At 69.6% G+C, this 17,734-nt stretch carries 16 protein-coding genes; 2 read left to right on the top strand and 14 right to left on the bottom strand.

What is annotated here, in order from left to right:
• Nucleotides 1–11: 11 nt before the first annotated feature.
• Nucleotides 12–1,103, top strand: coding sequence for an alpha/beta fold hydrolase (locus LTH96_RS04585; protein WP_241464580.1), 1,092 nt, complete (start codon nucleotides 12–14; stop codon nucleotides 1,101–1,103).
• Nucleotides 1,104–1,160: 57 nt separating this feature from the next.
• Here the strand turns inward: LTH96_RS04585 and LTH96_RS04580 are convergent, their stop codons facing one another.
• Nucleotides 1,161–3,179: a primosomal protein N' gene (locus LTH96_RS04580; protein WP_241464579.1), complete on the bottom strand. Its 2,019-nt coding sequence runs from the start codon at nucleotides 3,177–3,179 to the stop codon at nucleotides 1,161–1,163.
• A gap of 85 nt (nucleotides 3,180–3,264) precedes the next feature.
• Between LTH96_RS04580 and LTH96_RS04575 the strand changes: the two genes are divergently transcribed.
• Complete coding sequence (locus tag LTH96_RS04575; RefSeq protein WP_241464578.1) at nucleotides 3,265–3,945, top strand: TVP38/TMEM64 family protein; 681 nt, start codon at nucleotides 3,265–3,267, stop codon at nucleotides 3,943–3,945.
• Nucleotides 3,946–4,005: 60 nt separating this feature from the next.
• Here LTH96_RS04575 and metK read toward each other — a convergent pair whose 3' ends face one another.
• From metK to nusB, 13 genes are all read right to left on the bottom strand, one after another.
• Nucleotides 4,006–5,223: a methionine adenosyltransferase gene (gene metK, locus LTH96_RS04570; RefSeq protein ID WP_241464577.1), complete on the bottom strand. Its 1,218-nt coding sequence runs from the start codon at nucleotides 5,221–5,223 to the stop codon at nucleotides 4,006–4,008.
• Between the two features lie 44 nt (nucleotides 5,224–5,267).
• Entirely contained in the window at nucleotides 5,268–6,587 is a 1,320-nt protein-coding gene (locus LTH96_RS04565; protein WP_241464576.1) for a phosphopantothenate--cysteine ligase family flavoprotein, read from the bottom strand.
• A gap of 87 nt (nucleotides 6,588–6,674) precedes the next feature.
• Nucleotides 6,675–6,938 carry a DNA-directed RNA polymerase subunit omega gene (gene rpoZ / locus LTH96_RS04560; protein ID WP_036476028.1) on the bottom strand — a complete coding sequence of 88 codons (264 nt, stop codon included), beginning with the start codon at nucleotides 6,936–6,938 and terminating at the stop codon, nucleotides 6,675–6,677.
• Nucleotides 6,935–7,540: a guanylate kinase gene (gene gmk, locus LTH96_RS04555; protein WP_241464575.1), complete on the bottom strand. Its 606-nt coding sequence runs from the start codon at nucleotides 7,538–7,540 to the stop codon at nucleotides 6,935–6,937. The genes rpoZ and gmk overlap by 4 nt, the downstream gene beginning before the upstream one ends.
• Nucleotides 7,541–7,566: 26 nt before the next feature.
• Nucleotides 7,567–7,887 (bottom strand): integration host factor, actinobacterial type, encoded by a 321-nt coding sequence (gene mihF / locus LTH96_RS04550; protein ID WP_241464574.1) that lies wholly within the window; start codon nucleotides 7,885–7,887, stop codon nucleotides 7,567–7,569.
• Nucleotides 7,888–8,012: 125 nt separating this feature from the next.
• Nucleotides 8,013–8,948, bottom strand: coding sequence for an orotidine-5'-phosphate decarboxylase (gene pyrF / locus LTH96_RS04545; RefSeq protein WP_241464573.1), 936 nt, complete (start codon nucleotides 8,946–8,948; stop codon nucleotides 8,013–8,015).
• Nucleotides 8,945–12,331 (bottom strand): carbamoyl-phosphate synthase large subunit, encoded by a 3,387-nt coding sequence (gene carB, locus LTH96_RS04540; RefSeq protein WP_241464572.1) that lies wholly within the window; start codon nucleotides 12,329–12,331, stop codon nucleotides 8,945–8,947. Before carB ends, pyrF begins: the two co-directional genes overlap by 4 nt.
• Nucleotides 12,324–13,652 (bottom strand): glutamine-hydrolyzing carbamoyl-phosphate synthase small subunit, encoded by a 1,329-nt coding sequence (gene carA / locus LTH96_RS04535; protein ID WP_241464571.1) that lies wholly within the window; start codon nucleotides 13,650–13,652, stop codon nucleotides 12,324–12,326. Before carA ends, carB begins: the two co-directional genes overlap by 8 nt.
• Entirely contained in the window at nucleotides 13,649–14,230 is a 582-nt protein-coding gene (locus LTH96_RS04530) for a hypothetical protein (protein WP_241464570.1), read from the bottom strand. Before LTH96_RS04530 ends, carA begins: the two co-directional genes overlap by 4 nt.
• Nucleotides 14,227–15,597 (bottom strand): dihydroorotase, encoded by a 1,371-nt coding sequence (locus tag LTH96_RS04525; RefSeq protein WP_241464569.1) that lies wholly within the window; start codon nucleotides 15,595–15,597, stop codon nucleotides 14,227–14,229. Before LTH96_RS04525 ends, LTH96_RS04530 begins: the two co-directional genes overlap by 4 nt.
• Nucleotides 15,594–16,589: an aspartate carbamoyltransferase catalytic subunit gene (locus LTH96_RS04520; RefSeq protein WP_241464568.1), complete on the bottom strand. Its 996-nt coding sequence runs from the start codon at nucleotides 16,587–16,589 to the stop codon at nucleotides 15,594–15,596. The genes LTH96_RS04525 and LTH96_RS04520 overlap by 4 nt, the downstream gene beginning before the upstream one ends.
• A complete protein-coding gene (gene pyrR / locus LTH96_RS04515; RefSeq protein ID WP_342357740.1) occupies nucleotides 16,589–17,179 on the bottom strand; it encodes a bifunctional pyr operon transcriptional regulator/uracil phosphoribosyltransferase PyrR in 591 nt (196 codons plus the stop codon). Before pyrR ends, LTH96_RS04520 begins: the two co-directional genes overlap by 1 nt.
• A 129-nt stretch (nucleotides 17,180–17,308) precedes the next feature.
• A complete protein-coding gene (gene nusB / locus LTH96_RS04510) occupies nucleotides 17,309–17,734 on the bottom strand; it encodes a transcription antitermination factor NusB (RefSeq protein WP_241464567.1) in 426 nt (141 codons plus the stop codon).

The raw sequence follows: 17,734 nt of genomic DNA, 5'->3' as shown, positions 1-17,734 counted from the left end.
AGGCTGGGCCAGTGAGCCGCACGTGGACCGAGCACCCAGCCCGGACAGGAATCAGACGAGACGTCTCGCTGGACTTCGCCTCCCCCAAGGCCGAGATGGACACCGGGATAAGCGACAAGACCGACGACGGCGCGGAGCGGCTGAGCACCTCTGCGGCGGTCTGGCACTACCCCGCCCAGGTGCCCTCGCCCGCCGCGACCGCCGTCCCGGCGGCTTCGCCGGGTCATGTGCGCCGGCTGCTGCTGATCCACGGCTTCCGCGGGGACCATCACGGGATGGCGCTGATCGTGGACGCACTGCCGGAGTTCGAGGTCTTCGTCCCGGATCTCCCCGGTTTCGGCGCCACACCGCCGCTGCAGCGCGGGCCCGACGGTCCCGCTGAACACAGCCTGGCGACCTATGCGGCCTGCGTGGAGGCCTTGGCCGAGACACTTCAGCTGGGGCCCGACGATGTGCTGGTGGGCCACTCCTTCGGCTCGATCGTCGTCGCGGCCCACGCCGCGCAGAGAAACCCAGCCGCCCACGCCGCGCAGAGAAACCCAGCCGCCCACGCCGCGCAGAGCAGACCAGCCGCCCACTCGACCAAGCCGCGGCGCTGGGCAGGGCTCGCGCTGTTCGCCCCGATCAGCAATGACATCTTCACCGGCAGCCTGCTGCCCGGCGCCGCCGCCGTCGACCTCTACTACCGGTCCAGCCAGTGGCTGCCCGAACGATGGGCGCAGGCACTGCTGCGGTCGCCGCTGGCGCAGGCGGTCACGAACGTCTCTATGATCGTCACCAGGGTGCCGGAGCAGGTGGCGTATATCCGGGATCAGCACCGCCGGCACTTCAGCGGCTTCGCAGATCCGCACTCGCTGCTGCAGGCCTATTGGGCCTCCAGCCGGCACACCGTCACCGAATTCGCAGAGCTGCTCGACCTGCCGGTGCTCCTGGTCCCGGGGGCGCAGGACCAGTTGAGCACCCCCGCCGGACAGCGGGCGCTGCGCCGGATGATCCCGCAGGCTCACTCGGAGGTGCTGTGCGGCACCGGACACCTGCTGCACTATGAGAAGCCCGCCCAGGCGGCCCGTGCGCTGCGCCGCTTCATCGCCACCTTGGACTGAGCGCCGCCGATCGAGTCGGAACCCTGAGCTCAGATCTGCAGGCGAAGAGCCACAGGCTCAGAACTGCAGGCTGGCGATGTCGTCCATCGCGATCCGCAGGCCACGGCCGCCGCGTGCGGCTCCCGGAGGCGCCGCGCTGTGGGTGCGGCGGATCCGGCGGATCTCGGTGACCACCGCGGCGGCCTCCGCGTAGCCGAAGAACAGCAGATAGCGGTGCCGCCCGTCCTCCAGCGGGGCCGGCCCGATCCAGCTTCGGCCCGCGGGCAGCTGCACCTGGCCGAGGAAGGCCTCCGCCTCGGCCGGGTCACCGGTGAGGCTGAGCATCCGCTGCGCCGGCGGCAGCCCCAGTTCCAGCCGGTTGTAGAGCTCCCGACGGGCATACGTCACCGGGTCCCAGCGCACCAGGGCGGCGGTGAGCTCCTCGGCGTCGGCGGTGATGACCACGGTGCCGCCGTGGGTCTTGTGCGGGCGGACCAGAGAGGCCGCACGGAACCAGCGTGAGAGCACCTGGCGCGGCACGTCCAGGCCCTCGCGGCTGAGCTGGGTGTCCCCGTCGAGCAGCAGCGCGGTCGCGTACCCGGCTTCCGCCACCGGCTCCACCCCGGGGGTGCTGACCACCAGGGCGGGCTCCTGGTCCACCTCGGCGATCGGGTGATCCGCGGTGGAGGAGATGACCGGGGTGTTGGGGAAGGCGCGGCCGAGCTCCTGGGCGGTGCGATCGGCTCCGCGGGTGCCGGCCCGGAAGGTGGTGGAACCGCACTCGGTGCAGCGGTGGTTGCGGTGGTGCAGCCCGCACCAGCGGCACTTCAGCGTCCGCGACTGCCCGTGGTGGGCGGGCAGGCTCAACGGTCCGTGGCACTGCGGGCACTGCTGGCGGCTGCGGCAGCGTTCACAGAGGACCGCCGGGATGAACCCGCTGCGCGCGACCTGGATCAGCACCGGTCCTTCCTGCAGCCCGTCCCGGGCCGCCTTGTACGCGGCCGCGGGCAGCCGGGCCTGCCGGAACGCCGGTTCGCGCTCCTGCTCGTAGGAGTCCGCGGTGGCGATCATCCGGGGCGCGGCGGCGCGGCGCTCTTCCCGGTCAGGGGCGGCCTCGGTGAGCCAGCCGCGCTCGATGAGCCGCTGGACCTCGAGGCTGCGTGAGGTGGAGAGCATCACCAGCTCAGCTCCGGTCTGCACCGTGCGCAGCAGCGCCACCTCGCGCACGTGGTGATACGGAGCCCGAGGCGCGGCGTGGGTCTGCTCGCCGTCTTCGAAGACCATCAGCAGCCGCAGTCGGGGCACCGGGGCGAAGACCGCCGACCGGGTGCCGACCGCCACCCGGGCCTGCCCGTAGCGCAGCTGCAGAAACGATCGGTACCTCGCGGAGGGGCCCATCTCCGCGGTGAGCTGGACCGCCACCCCACTGCCCAGCGTGCCGGTGAGCACCTCCATCAGTGCCTCGACGTCGCGCTGGTCCGGGACCACGACGACGGCGTCACCCTCCCCTGCCAGACACTCCTGCACCCGGTGCAGCACCTGCCGCGTCCAGGACTGCTCGCCATAGGACTTCAGTGCCAGCGCGGCGCTGCGCGGTCGGGGATTCTCTGGGTCAAGCACTGTGGCCGGAACGCGCAGACCGGCGTAGTCCTTCTCCACCCGGGCTGCGCGCGGGGGGATGGCGGCGCGCAGCACGTCGGCGGTGACCCCCGCGCCGCGTTCGGCGACCTGCTGGGAGAGCTGCAGGATGTCTTCACCGAGCACCGGCAGGGCGGTGACGAGCTTGGTGATCAGGGAGAGCCGAGAGGCGGTGGAGGGCTCCTGCTTGCGACGCAGAACGTAGCCGGTCATCTCCCGTCCCGAGAAGCGCAGCTTAACCCGGCACCCCGGAACGATCTTCTCGGCCAGATCGATGGGCACCACATAGTCGAAGGGGCGATCCAGATGCGGCACGGCTGATTCCAGCAGCACCTCCGCCACGGGGAGGTCATCGGTGGCCCCGGCGGGCAGCTGCGGGGCGGGCTGCGGCGCCAGCGAGTCCAGCAGGGCAGGCTGGTTCGACTGCTGCTGCGCCTGTGATGCCGGCTCTTCCGCCATGCTGGTTCACCCCCTACCGAGATTTCCGCTGCCCTGCGATCGTATCTCTCACCATGGACACAGACCGATGCGTAGAGTTGACCCAATGAGCGAAAAAGCCCTCGGTCCCGCCTGGGGCTCCTTCATCCGCAACGCACTGCTCGTGGCCGTGCTCCTGGGCATGATCTACGCCGCCTTCAATCTGCGGCTTCCCCCCTTGGATGAGCTGCAGCAGCGCATCGAGGACTTCGGCTGGGCCGCATGGTTCGTGTTCATCCTGCTCTACGCGGCGGTAGCCATGACCCCGATCCCGGTCACCATCATGGCCGTCAGCGGCGGACTGATCTTCGGCACCCTGCTGGGCAGCCTGCTCTCGGTGGTCGGTGTGCTGATCGGCTGTTTCGCCGCCTACCATCTGGCCCGCTTCCTGGGCACACAGGCCGTGCGGAAGCTGCTGGGATCCTACGCAGAGAAGGTCGAGGCGCACTTGCGGGGTGCCGGCTTCGAGGCCGTCTTCGCCCTGCGGCTCATGCCTGGGGTTCCCTATTGGCCGGTGAACTACGGCAGTGGTGCGTTCGGTGTCTCGCAGCGCGACTTCGTGGTGGCCAGCGCGATCTCCACCGTGCCCGGACAGGTCTCGCTGGTGGCGCTGGGGGCGTTCATCGCCGATCGCACCATCGTCAACGGCGTGGTGATCGGCGTGTCCTGGGCCATCGTGGTGGCGCTGACGATCTGGGCCTACCGCAGCTGGCGCGGAACCTCGAGCCACCGCCTCCCCGGCGCCTGAGCCGGCAGCCGCAGGAGAGCCGGAAGCCGCGACCGGCCTGCGGCTGCTCCTGCTCGTGGGTCAGGCGTTGAAGAAGGACTTCAGCTGCTCGACCCGGTCCAGGCGCTCCCAGGGGAAGTTCTCCCCCTCCCGGCCGAAGTGCCCGTTCTTGGAGGTCTCGCGGTAGATCGGACGCAGCAGGTCCAGATCCTCGATGATGCCCAGCGGACGCAGGTCGAAGATCGCGTCGATCGCGGCCGAGATCTGCATCGGATCCACCTTCTCGGTGCCGAAGGTCTCCACGTAGATGCCCACCGGGTGGGCGCGACCGATCGCGTAGGCGATCTGGATCTCGGCGCGATCGGCGAGTCCGGCGGCCACCACGTTCTTGGCCACCCAGCGCATCGCGTAGGCGGCGGAGCGGTCCACCTTTGAAGGGTCCTTGCCGGAGAAGGCGCCGCCGCCGTGGCGCGAGAACCCGCCGTAGGTGTCGACGATGATCTTGCGTCCGGTCAGCCCGGCGTCGCCGACGGGTCCGCCGACCACGAAGGGGCCCGACGGGTTGATGATCTCGGAGAGCGTGCCGAGGTCCAGCCCGGTGTGCTCCAGCACCGGGGCGATGACCTGGGCGCTGATGTCGCCCTGGAGCTGCTCCTGGGAGATCTCAGCGGTGTGCTGGGTGGAGACCACCACGGTGTCGAGGCTGACCGGACGGTCGCCGTCATAGCCGATGGTGACCTGGGTCTTGCCGTCGGGACGCAGGTAGGCCAGCTGGCCGTCCTGGCGGACCCTGGTCAGCTGCGCGGAGAGCTGGTGGGCCAGCGAGATGGCGCTGGGCATGTAGGACGGGGTCTCGTTGGTGGCGTAGCCGAACATGATTCCCTGGTCACCCGCGCCCTGGGCGTCCCGGCGGTCCTCGGCACCGCCACGGGCCTCCATCGAGTTGAAGACCCCGGCGAAGATCTCCGGGGACTGCTGGCCGATGGAGATCGAGACGCCGCAGCGGGCACCGTCGAACCCGTTGGCGGAGGAGTCATAGCCGATGTCGAGCAGCGTGTTGCGCACGATCTGCGGGATCTCCACGTAGCCCGAGGTGGTCACCTCGCCGGCGACATGCACCAGACCGGTGGTGGTCAGCGTCTCCACCGCCACGCGGGAGTTCTTGTCCACGGCGAGCAGCGCGTCGAGGATGGCGTCGGAGATCTGGTCACAGATCTTGTCCGGGTGACCGATGGTCACGGATTCGGAGCTGAAGAGGCGCAGCGAGGACGCAGCCGCGGGGGTGTTGGAATTCGTCACTCGGTCATCCTACGGCAGGCCGATCCGCGGCTGATCTGCGTGCTTCACACGACGTAAGCCGCGGCCGCGGCGATGATCGCCTCGGCGGCCTCATGCTTGGTACCGCGCAGGGTCACCACCGCGGAGCCTTCGACGGTGAGCCTCGGTGGGGTGAGGATGTGGATCTCGGTCTCGTCGCGTCCGAAGACCAGCGTCTCCCCCACCTGGTTGAGCACCAGCAGGTCACAGCCCTTGCGCAGCAGCTTCGCCCGGGCCAGTTCCAGCGGGTCAGCCTCTGCACTGCCGGTCTCCGCCGCGAAGCCGACGATGACGGCCGGCCCGGTTCCTGCGGACCGGCGGTGCTGGACCGTCTCGGCGAGGATGTCGGGGGTCCGCTCCAGCGTGATGACCGGGTTCTCGCCGTCCTCGGTCTTCTTGATCTTCTGCGCGGCGTAGGCGGCCGGGCGGAAGTCGGCGACGGCGGCGGCCATGATCAGCATGTCGGCAGCCGGTGCGGCGCGCTGCACCGCCGCCTGCAGCTGAGCGGCGGTCTCGATGTGCTCCACGGTGATGTTGGGAAGCTGTGCGGGGGGCCGGACGTCCATGGTCCCGGCGATCAGGTGCACCTTCGCGCCTGCGGCCGCGGCGGTCTCGGCCAGGGCCATGCCCTGTTTGCCCGAGGAGCGGTTCCCCAGGTAGCGCACCGGGTCGAGGGGTTCGCGGGTGCCGCCGGCGGTGATGACGACGGTCCGGCCCCGCAGGCGCCCTGGGGTCGGAGCTGCGGCTGACGCCTGGTCCAGAGCCTGGTCCGGAGCTGAGGCTGAGGCTTCCGGCGTGCCCTGTCCGGCCGCACCGTCGATCTCGTGGAGAAGTTCGGTGACCCGGGCGTAGATCTCCTCGGGTTCGGGGAGCCGTCCGGGCCCGGTGTCCTTGCCGGTGAGCCGGCCGACGGCGGGTTCCATGACCTCGATGCCGCGGGTCCGCAGCACCTCGACGTTCTCGGTGGTGGCCGCGCTGTTCCACATCTCGGTGTGCATCGCGGGGACCAGCAGCGTGGGGGCCTCGGAGGCCAGCAGCGTGGTGGTGAGCAGGTCATCGGCCATTCCGGCGCGGGCCCGGGCCAGGAGGTCAGCGGTGGCCGGGGCGACGACGACCAGGTCGGCCTCCTGGCCGAGCCTGACGTGGCGGACCTCGTCGACTCCGGAGAACACGGAGGTGGTCACCGGACGGCCGCTGATCGCCTCCCAGGTGGCGCGCCCGACGAACTTCTCCGACGCGGGGGTGGGGATCACGTCGACCTGGTGGCCGGCTTCTCGCATGAGTCGCAGGAGGTGGACCGCCTTATAGGCGGCGATGCCGGCACTGACTCCAAGAACGATGCGCATCCGCCCAGATTACCCCGCAGGCCCTGTCGAGGGTGACTGCGGGGTCGGGCCGCTGAGCCGGCAGTGCCGCTGCGCAGCAGATCCTGATCAGGAGGCGGGGTTGACCGCGGGGTGGTTGACCAGCAGGTCTTCGTTGATCTCGCGCAGGGCGATGGACATCGACTTCTCGTTGAGCTTGGTGTCCACCAGCGGTCCCACGTACTCGAAGAGGCCCTCGTGCAGCTGGGCGTAGTACGCGTTGATCTGGCGGGCCCGCTTCGAGGCGAAGAGGACCAGCGAGTACTTCGAGGCGCTCTTCTCCAGGAGGGAGTCGATCGACGGGTAGATGATGCCTTCGGTCTGCTCAGTCACTTGGGGAGATGTCCTTCAGATTGGGGTGATGCATGGGTGAAGCCCATGCGGGCTACAAGTTCGGCTGCGGCACGGTCGAGCTCGTCATTGATGATCGAAACATCGAATTCCTGCTCTGCGGCAAGCTCTATCTTAGCCGTTTCCAGCCTGCGCCGCTGTTCCTCCTCGGATTCGGTGCCGCGTCCGACCAGCCGGGAGACCAGGTCCTCCCACGAGGGGGGTGCCAGGAACACGAACTGCGCCTCGGGCATCGTGGCCCTGACCTGGCGGGCTCCCTGCAGATCGATCTCAAGCAGGACCAGCCTCCCGTCCGTCAGTGCGGCGTCCACGGTGGAGCGCAGGGTGCCGTAGCGGTGCTTCCCGTGCACGGTGGCCCATTCCAGGAACTCGCCGTGCTCGATGAGCTCGTCGAAGCGTTCGGGGTCGATGAAGTGATAGTCGACACCGTCCACCTCGCTCGGGCGCGGCTCGCGGGTGGTCGCGGAGACCGAGAAGTGCACCTCGGGATAGTGGGTGCGGATGAATCGGCTCAGCGTCGACTTGCCGACGGAGGTCGGTCCGGCGAGCACGGTGACGGCGGGACTGCCGGGGACTGCTGACAATGCACTGGCTCCTTGGGCTGGGATGGTCAGCCCAATTCTGCCAGATACTCCTTCAAGGCTCGTCGCTGCTTGACCCCGAGTCCGCCGAGTCGGCGGTTCACCGAGATCCCCAGGTCCTCCAGCGCCTTGGTGGCGGTGACGCGACCGACCCCGGGGAGGGACTCCAGCAGCTCGAGCGTCTTCAGCCGAGCCACCGCCTCGGAGCTGGAAGCGCGTTCGAGGACCTCATCGAAGCCGATGCCCCCGTTGCCGAACTCCTTCTTGAGCTGGGCCCGTTCGACGCGGGCGGCCAGTGCCTTGCGACGGGCGGTGTCCCGCTCTTCCTTGGTCAGTTCTCGCAGTGCCACGATTCTCCCCCAACGTCCGTGGTGCAGTCGCTCGGGACGGTTGTCAGCCGACAGCACCAGGTGATATTGAGCAGAATCTAGTGGCTGGGCGGTCGAACATCAATAGAGAACGGCCTGGCGAGTTCTCAGCCCAGATCCGCCTTCGCCAGTTCAATGGCCCTGGTCAGAGAATCCGGGTCCGGCCCCTGACCCAGGATCCCGCGGGAGGAGTTCACCAGGACCTGTTCGGCGTAGCGCTCACCGAAGCCTGCGCGCAGCGCCTCGGCGTCGGCGCCCTGCGCCCCGTAGCCCGGTGCCAGCAGCGGCATCCGGCCAGCCCCGAGGTCGATCCCGTGTTCGACGGCGAGCCCCGCCGTCGTCGCTCCGACGACGAGCCCGATGCTGCCCAGCCCAACGGCTGCGCCGACCTCAGCGCCCACCCCGGAGCGGGTCTCTCCGGCTGCTCCGGCTGCGGGTGCGGTCTGGGCCAGCGCCGAGGAGGCGGCCGCCGCCTCGGCGGCGATCTGCCCGGCCACGGTGACGCCCCGGGCGTCGCGCGCGAGCTGAACCTGCTGGCCCTCCGGGTTCGAGGTCAGCGCCAGCACGAAGAGTCCGGCCCGGTGCCGGGCGGCGGCGTCGATCGCTGGCTGCAGCGAGCCGAAGCCCAGGTAGGGGCTCACGGTGAGCGCATCGGCCCCGAAGTCCGCATCCGGGTCCAGCCAGGCCTCGGCGTAGCCGGCCATGGTGGAGCCGATGTCTCCGCGCTTGGCGTCGGCGATCACCAGCAGCCCCGCGGCGCGGGCCTGGTGCTGGACCTCGCTGAGCACCTGCATGCCGGAGACCCCGAAGCGTTCGAAGAACGCCACCTGGGGCTTGAGCACGCCGACCCGACCGGCACAGGCTTCGAGCACCCGGGCGCTGAACTCGCGCAGCCCGGCGGCGTCCTGGGTGAGCCCCCAGTCGGTGAGGAGCTGCGGATGCGGGTCCAGACCCACGCAGAGCCTGCCGTGGGCGCTCATCGCCGCCGCGAGCCGTCCGCCGAAGGGCATCCCGGCGGACTGGCCCGCGAGGCTGGAGGTCATGCCCCGGCCTGCCTCGCCGGCTTGCGCTGGACATCCTGCTTGCGCTGGTCGGCCTGTCTGGCCAGTTCGGCCTGGTTCAGCCGCTCGGCCTGCTTCAGTCGCTCGGCGTGCTCCTGCAGCGAGGCCACCGACCAGCTGAACTGGCCCAGCGCCTCGATGGCCTGCACGGCCGCGCCGAACTCGGCCACGGTGGTGATGACCGGGGTGCCCACCGAGGTGGCGGCGGCGCGGATCTCGTAACCGTCGCTGCGGGCGTTCCCGCCGGAGGGGGTGTTGATGATCAGCGCGATCTCCCCGCTCTCCACCCGTTCCAGGATGGTGCCGCCCTGCGTCTCGGCGTCGGCGATCTTCGCCACCGTGGTGGTCTCGACCCCGTTGCGGCGCAGCACATCGGCGGTGCCTCCTGTGGAGACGATGGAGAAGCCCAGGTCGGCCAGGCGCTTGACCGGCATGATGATCGCTCGCTTGTCCCGATTGGCCACCGAGACGAAGACGTTGCCGGAGGTGGGCAGCGGGTTGTTCGCCGCCTGCTGGGCCTTGGCGAAGGCGGTGTCGAAATGCTTGTCGATGCCCATCACCTCGCCGGTGGAGCGCATCTCCGGGCCGAGCAGGGAATCGACCACGCGTCCCTCGGGGGTGCGGAAGCGGGCGAAGGGCAGCACCGCCTCCTTCACCGAGACCGGCGCGCCCGGGGGCAGCTCGGAGCCGTCCCCGGTGGCCGGCAGCAGGCCGGAGAGCCTGTGGCCCGAGCCTGCGCGCAGCTGCGCGATGGCCACACCGGTGCCGATGTGCGCCGCGGCCTTGGCCATCTGCACCCCGGTGGCCTTGGAGACGAACGGCACGGTGCGGGAGGCGCGCGGGTTGGCCTCGATCACGTAGAGGATGTCGGAGGCCAGGGCGAACTGGATGTTGATCAGCCCCTTCACCCCCACCCCCTCGGCGATGACCCGGGTGGCGACCCGGACGCGTTCGAGCACGTCAGGGCCCAGGGTGATCGGGGGCAGCACGCAGGCGGAGTCGCCGGAGTGGATCCCTGCCTCCTCGATGTGTTCCATGATCCCGCCCACGTAGAGCTGTTCGCCGTCGTAGAGGGCGTCCACGTCGACCTCGATCGCGTCCTCGAGGAACCGGTCCACCAGCACCGGGTGCTCCGGGGTGACCTCGGTGGCGTTGGCGATGTAGCGCTCCAGGCCGGGCTCGTCGTAGACGATCTCCATGCCGCGTCCGCCGAGCACGTAGCTGGGCCGGACCAGCACCGGGTAGCCGATGCTGTCGGCGACCTTCTTGGCGTCCTCGAAGCTCACTGCGGTGCCGTTCTTCGGCGCGATCAGCCCGCCGCGCTGGAGCACCTGGTCGAACTCTCCACGGTCCTCGGCGAGGTCGATCGCCTCCGGGGAGGTGCCCAGGATGGTCACCCCGGCGTCGGCGAGCTGCTGGGCGAGCTTCAGCGGGGTCTGCCCGCCGAGCTGGACGAAGACCCCGGCCACTCCCCCGCTGCGCTCCTCGGCCGCGATGACCTCGAGCACGTCTTCCAGCGTGAGCGGCTCGAAGTAGAGCCGGGTGGACACGTCGTAGTCGGTGGAGACGGTCTCGGGATTGCAGTTGACCATCACGGTCTCATAGCCGGCCTCGCGCAGCGCCATGGTGGCGTGCACGCAGGAGTAGTCGAACTCGATGCCCTGTCCGATCCGGTTGGGCCCGGAGCCCAGGATGATCACCGAGGGCTGATCGTGGTGCACGATCTCGTCCTCGAGGTCATAGGAGGAGTAGTGGTACGGGGTGAAGGCTTCGAACTCGGCGGCGCAGGTGTCCACGGTCTTGTAGACGGGGCGGATCCCCAGCGCGTGACGGACTCCGCGGACCACCGCGGCGTCCATGTGCCGCAGCGCGCCGATCTGTTCGTCGGAGAAGCCGTGCCGCTTGGCCAGGCGCAGCGCGGCGACGTCGAGCTCAGGCGCAGCTGCCACCGCCATCGCTGTCTCGTTGATCAGCTGGAGCTGATCCAGGTACCAGGGGTCGATCCAGGTGATCTCATGGACCGCCTCGATCGAAGCCCCGGAGAGCAGCGCCCGCTGGACCTGGTGGAGCCGCTCGGTGGTCGCCGTGGCCATCTTCTCGAGCAGCTCTTCGAGCTCTTCCGGGTCGGCGACGGTGAAGTCGAACTCGCTGCCGCGCTGTTCCAGGGAGCGCAGCGCCTTCTGCATGGCCTCGGTGAAGTTGCGCCCGAAGGCCATCGCCTCGCCCACAGACTTCATCGTGGTGGTCAGCGTGGGGTCCGCCGCAGGGAACTTCTCGAAGGCGAAGCGCGGGACCTTCACCACGACATAGTCCAGCACCGGCTCGAAGCTGGCCGGGGTCTTCTTGGTGATGTCATTGGGGATCTCGTCCAAGGTGTAGCCCAGGGCCAGCTTGGTGGCGATCTTGGCGATCGCGAAGCCGGTGGCCTTCGAGGCCAGCGCCGAAGAGCGCGAGACCCGCGGATTCATCTCGATGACGACGACGCGGCCGGTCCCGGGCTCGATGGCGAACTGGATGTTGCAGCCACCGGTGGCCACCCCGACCTCGCGGATCACGTTGATGGAGATGTCGCGCAGCCGCTGGTATTCGCGGTCGGTCAGCGTCATGGCCGGAGCCACCGTGATGGAGTCACCGGTGTGGACCCCCACCGGGTCGAAGTTCTCGATGGAGCAGACCACGACCACGTTGTCCTTGGAGTCGCGCATCATCTCCAGCTCGTACTCCTTCCAGCCCAGGATGGACTCCTCCAGGAGCACCTCGGTGGTCGGTGAGTACTGCAGCCCGGCGCCGGCGATCCGGTGCAGGTCCGTCTCGTTGTACGCCATCCCGGAGCCCAGACCGCCCATGGTGAAGGAGGGTCGCACCACCATCGGGTAGCCCAGCTCCTCGGCGGCGGCCAGCGCCTCCGTCATGGAGTGCACGATCAGCGACTTGGCGGACTCGGCGCCGGAGCGCTCCACCACGCCCTTGAACTTCTGCCGGTCCTCGCCGAGCTCGATGGCGGCGATGTTCGCCCCGATCAGCTCGACGCCGAACTTCTCCAGCACACCGTCCTTGTCCAGCGCGATCGCGGTGTTCAGCGCGGTCTGCCCGCCGAGGGTGGGCAGCAGCGCGTCGGGGCGCTCCTTCTCGATGATCTTTGCGACCACCTCGGGGCTGATCGGCTCCACGTAGGTGGCGTCGGCGAACTCCGGGTCGGTCATGATGGTGGCCGGGTTGGAGTTGACCAGGATGACCCGCAGGCCCTCCTCCTTGAGCACTCGCAGGGCCTGGGTGCCGGAGTAGTCGAACTCGGCGGCCTGGCCGATCACGATCGGGCCGGAGCCGATGACCATGACGGACTTGAGGTCTTGACGCTTAGGCATTGAGTGGGTTCCCTCCACGGGTCTCAGTGTCGGTGGTGGTCACGGTGTGGGTGGTGGTCTCAGTGTCGGCGGCAGTGACGGTGTCGGCACCAGTCTTGGTGCGCGCGTCGGTCATCAGCTCGACGAAGCGGTCGAAGAGGTAGGCCGAGTCATGCGGGCCGGCGGCGGCCTCGGGATGGTACTGGACGCTGAATGCTGGGATGTCGAGGCAGCGCAGGCCCTCCACGACACCGTCGTTGAGGCTGGAGTGGCTCACCTCGACCCGGCCGAAGCGGTCCTGCGGGGCGGTGACCACCTCGCCCACGGGCGCGTCCACGGCGAAGCCGTGGTTCTGCGAGGTGATCTCCACCTTGCCGGTGGCGTGGTCCATCACCGGCTGGTTGATCCCGCGGTGGCCGAAGGGCAGCTTGTACGTGCCGAAGCCCAGCGCCCGGCCCAGGATCTGGTTGCCGAAGCAGATCCCGAAGAACGGGGTCCTGGCGTCGAGCACCTCGCGCAGCAGCCCGATCTGGTTCGCCGCGGTGGCGGGATCTCCGGGCCCGTTGGAGAGGAAGACCCCGTCGGGGTCCAGCGCCTCGATCTCGGCGAAGCTGCTGGCGGCGGGGAGCACATGCACCCGCAGTCCGCGTTCGGCCATCCGCACCGGGGTCATGGTCTTGATGCCGAGGTCGATGGCGGCCACGGTGGCGACGATGTCCTGGGTCCAGCCGTGGTCGCGGGGCTCGATCACATAGGCCGTGTCGGTGGAGACCTCTTCGGCCAGGCGTGCGCCGGCCATCGAGGGCTGGGACTTCACCTCGGCGACCAGCTCGGCGACCGGCCGGGCGGCCTGGTCGCCGGAGAAGATCCCGGCCTTCATCGATCCTGCGCTGCGCAGGTGCCGGGTGATCGCCCGGGTGTCGACGTCCTTGATGCCGATGATCTCCTGGGAGCTGAGCTCCTCGTCCAGAGTGCGCCGGGAGCGCCAGTTCGAGGGGCGGCGGGCGGCGTCGCGCACCACATAGCCGGCGACCCAGATCTTGCGGGACTCGGCGTCCTCGTCGTTGATCCCGGTGTTGCCGATGTGCGGGGCGGTCTGCACCACGATCTGGCGGGCGTAGGAGGGGTCGGTGAGCGTCTCCTGGTAGCCGGTCATCCCGGTGGCGAAGACCGCCTCACCCAGGCGTGCGCCCTGGGCGCCGTAGGCGGAGCCGTGGTGCACGGTGCCGTCCTCGAGGACCAGCAGCGCGGGCGCCGAGGTCGACGTCGAGGCCGGTGACTGTGTCGGTGTGGACGCCGGCGCCCGGGTCGGGGCCTGTGCGGCGGAGTTGTGGTGTGTCATGAAGGTGTTGACTCCTCGTCGGAGGGACGGATGACGGATGTGAGCTCGTCGAGGAGCTCCTGGTGGGCTTCTGCGTGCCGGGCTCTGAAGGCGGTCTCCACGGGCTCCTCGCCGAGCCGCCAGCCGATGATGATGGCGCCGTCGCGTTCGACGAACTTGCCCACCACTCCCCGGTCGGTGCGCACGTGGTCCAGCGCCGGGGCGGAGATCAGAAAGTTCGGCGCCCCGGAGCGGAAGACGGCGATGCCCTGCTCGTGGACCTCGACGCGTCCGTTGGTGCGCACGCCGAGTCCGTGGACGGCGACCCGGTCGAGGTAGTCACCGGCCTTCACGGTGCCGATGACCATGCCCTCCGCGGCGGCGCGCGGCTGGGCCTCTAACAGCTCGGCGGGGACCTGGTCCGGCACCGGAAGTCCGCGCTGGCGGCGTTTGCGTCCGCGCCAGCCGAGCCAGAGCAGGCCCAGCAGCACCGCGATGATTCCCAGCGCGATCCACAGATAGGACAGATAGGTGCCGGTCATGTCCGCGGCGGTCGTGGCGAGGGTCGTGGGCGGGATCATGGGCAGCTGCACCGTCATGACTGCACCTGCGACTGTTCCGCCGCGCGCGCCGCGGCCTCGCTCAGCGGGCTGTTGAGCTCGCCGTCGAGCACCACCGGGTGCCCCTGCAGGAAGGTCGCGCGCACCGCGCCGGGCAGCTCCATCCCGCGGAAGGGCGAGTTCCGACCCTTGCTGGCGTGGCCGGCGGGGTCCACGGTCTGGGTCGCGCCCGCGTCCACCAGGATCAGGTTGGCGGGCTCGCCGGGCTTCAGCGGTCGCCCCTGGTGGGCGTGGCGGTAGATCTGCGCCGGCTTGATCGAGGTGACCTCGGCGAAGCGTCGCCAGCCCATGAGCCCGGTGGAGATCATCGTCTTGATGACCACCGGCAGCGCGGTCTCCAGCCCGGTCATGCCCATGGCCGCGGCGGACCATTCACATTCCTTGGCCTGGGTGGGATGCGGGGCGTGGTCGGTGCCGATGATGTCGATGGTGCCGTCGGCGAGGCCCGCGCGCAGCGCCTCGACGTCGGCGCCGGTGCGCAGCGGCGGGTTGACCTTGTACACCGGGTCATAGCCGCGGACCAGCTCGTCGGTGAGCAGCAAGTGGTGCGGGGTGACCTCCGCGGTGACGTCGATGCCGCGCTCCTTGGCCCAGCGGATGATCTCCACCGAGCCGGCGGTGGAGACGTGGCAGATGTGCAGCCTCGAGCCCACATGCTGGGCCAGCAGCACGTCGCGGGCGATGATGGACTCCTCGGCCACGGCGGGCCAGCCGGGCAGTCCCAGGACCGCGGAGACGTCGCCCTCGTTCATCTGTGCGCCCTCGGTGAGCAGCGGCTCCTGGGCGTGCTGGGCGATGAACCCGTCCACGGTCTTCACGTACTCCAGCGCCCGGCGCATCAGCACCGGGTTGTGCACGCACATCCCGTCGTCGGAGAACATCCTCACCTGCGCGGAGGACTCCGCCATGGCGCCGAGCTCGGCGAGTCGTTCGCCGGCGAGTCCGACCGTGACGGCGCCGACCGGGTAGACCTCGGTCCAGCCGGAGGCTCGGCCGAGCCGGTGCACCTGCTCGACGACGCCGGCGGAGTCCGCCACCGGGGAGGAGTTCGCCATCGCGTGGACCGCGGTGAAGCCGCCCTTGGCGGCGGCGCGGCTGCCGGTCTCCACGGTCTCGGCGTCCTCCCGGCCGGGCTCGCGCAGATGGGTGTGCAGGTCCACCATGCCCGGAAGCATGATCAGTCCCGCCGCCTCGATGGTGGTGACCTCCTGCAGCTGCTCGGCCTGAATCCGGGCGTCGGGTCCGACGGCGGCGATCCGGCCTTCCGCGATGAGCACGTCCTCGGGCGCCTCGCCGTAGGGCAGGGCCCCCAGGATCAGGGTGGCGGCGGTGGGGGTGCTTCTCATGCGGTGTTCCTCTCTGAGCTGCTCAGCAGCAGGTGCAGCACGGCCATGCGGACGGAGACTCCGTGGGAGACCTGGTCCAGGACCTGGTTCATCGGGGAGTCGGCGGCGGCGGCGGAGATCTCGACTCCGCGGTTCATCGGTCCCGGGTGCAGGATCATAGGTCGCTGCCCGGCGGCTCCGCGGTGGGCTTCGAGCCGGGCCAGCCGCTCATCGGTGAGGCCCCAGCGGCGGGTGTACTCGGCGGCGGTCGGGAAGTAGGCGCCGCCCATCCGCTCGGCCTGGACCCGCAGCATCATGATCGCGTCGGGGCCGGCCTCCGGGCCGGAGCCCAGCGCCTCGTCGAGGCTGTAGTACACGTTCACCGGCCATTTCTCCACGCCCACCGGCAGCAGCGTGGCCGGGGCGACCAGGCCGACGTCGGCGCCCAAGGTGCGCAGCAGCCAGATGTTGGAGCGGGCCACCCGCGAGTGCAGGATGTCTCCGACGATCAATACCCGCATCCCGGTCAGGTCGGTGCCGCGCGGGTCCTGGCCCTGGGCGGCGGACCAGCCGCGGCGCAGGGTCAGCGCGTCGAGCAGCGCCTGGGTGGGGTGTTCGTGGGTGCCGTCACCGGCGTTGATGACCGCGCAGTCGGTCCAGTCCGAGGCGGCGAGCTGCGCGGCAGCGCCGGAGGCCCAGTGCCGCATCACGATCGCGTCTGCGCCGATGGCCTCCAGGGTCTGCACGGTGTCCTTCAGCGACTCCCCCTTCGAGACCGAGGAGCCCTTGGCGGAGAAGTTCATGACGTCTGCGGAGAGCCGTTTGGCGGCGGCCTCGAAGGAGATCCGGGTGCGGGTGGAGTCCTCGAAGAAGAGGTTCACCACGGTGCGACCGCGCAGGGTGGGCAGCTTCTTGACCTCGCGGGTGGAGACGGCGGCCATCTCCTCGGCGGTGTCGAGGATGCTCAGCGCCTGCGCGTGGCTGAGATCGGCGGTGGAGAGCAGATGTCGCATCAGCGCTCACCCGCCTGGGACGCGCGGCCGCGCTGGATGACCACGGCCTCCTCGCTGCGGGGCACACGATCGACCTCGTCGAGGAGCACCGAGACGCGTTCGTCGCGGGAGGTCGGGAGGTTCTTGCCGACATGGTCCGAGCGGATCGGCAGTTCGCGGTGGCCGCGGTCCACCAGCACGGCGAGCCGGACGACGGCGGGGCGGCCGAGCGCCTGCAGGGCGTCCAGGGCGGCGCGCACGGTCCGTCCGGAGTAGAGCACGTCATCGACCAGGACCACTGTGGCGCCGTCGATCCCGGCGCCGGGGATCTTGGTGGGTTCGGGGGTGCGGGCCCCGTGGGCGCGCAGGTCATCGCGGTAGAGCGTGATGTCCAGGGAGCCGATGGCCTGTTCGGGATCGAAGGCGGGATCGATCCGGGCCAGCCGTTCACCCAGGCGGCGGGCCAGGATGGTTCCGCGGCGTGGGATGCCGAGCAGCAGGAGACCTTCGACTCCGCGGTGGGATTCGACGATCTCGTGGGCTATGCGCGTGAGCGCCCGGTCCATGTCGGAGGCGGACATCACGTGAGAGGTCTCGGGTGAGCGTGTCACCGTATGACTCCTTCCTCGCCTCACTGGACGATGTTTAAAGGAAGTCTGAATCTTCAGTTGTGGCCTGCGCCGCCGCACCGCGGTGCAGCTGCTCGAGCCGTGCTGCGGCGCTGAGCTGAAGCGCCGCGTTCACTCTACGTCATCGACCTCGACCAGCGTGGGCTTGAGCACCTGGATCCTGCCGAGCAGTCCGTTGACGAAGCTGGGCGAATCATCGGTGGAGAGCTCCTTGACCAGCGTCACGGCCTCGGAGACCGCCACGTTGTCGGGGATCTCGTTGTTGCACAGAAGCTCCCAGGCGCCGATGCGCAGCGCCATCAGGTCCACCCGCGGCATCCGTTCAAGCGTCCAGCCGCGCGCGTAGGTGGCCAGGATCTCGTCGATGTGCTCCTGTTCGGACTTCACACCGTCAATGAGCTCGAGGACGTATTCGTTGACGATCAGGTCCGCGCGCTCGCGGCGGACCCGCAGGACCTCGAAGGGGTCCATGTCTCGCTGTTCGGCCTCGAAGAGGATCTCAAGGGCCCGGCGGCGGGCTTTGCTTCGCTTTGCCAC

The organism is Nesterenkonia sp. LB17, from assembly GCF_022565915.1.
GTDB lineage: Bacteria > Actinomycetota > Actinomycetes > Actinomycetales > Micrococcaceae > Nesterenkonia.
The sequence above is the reverse complement of the archived record's forward strand: the minus strand, read 5'-3'. Positions and strand labels throughout refer to the sequence as shown.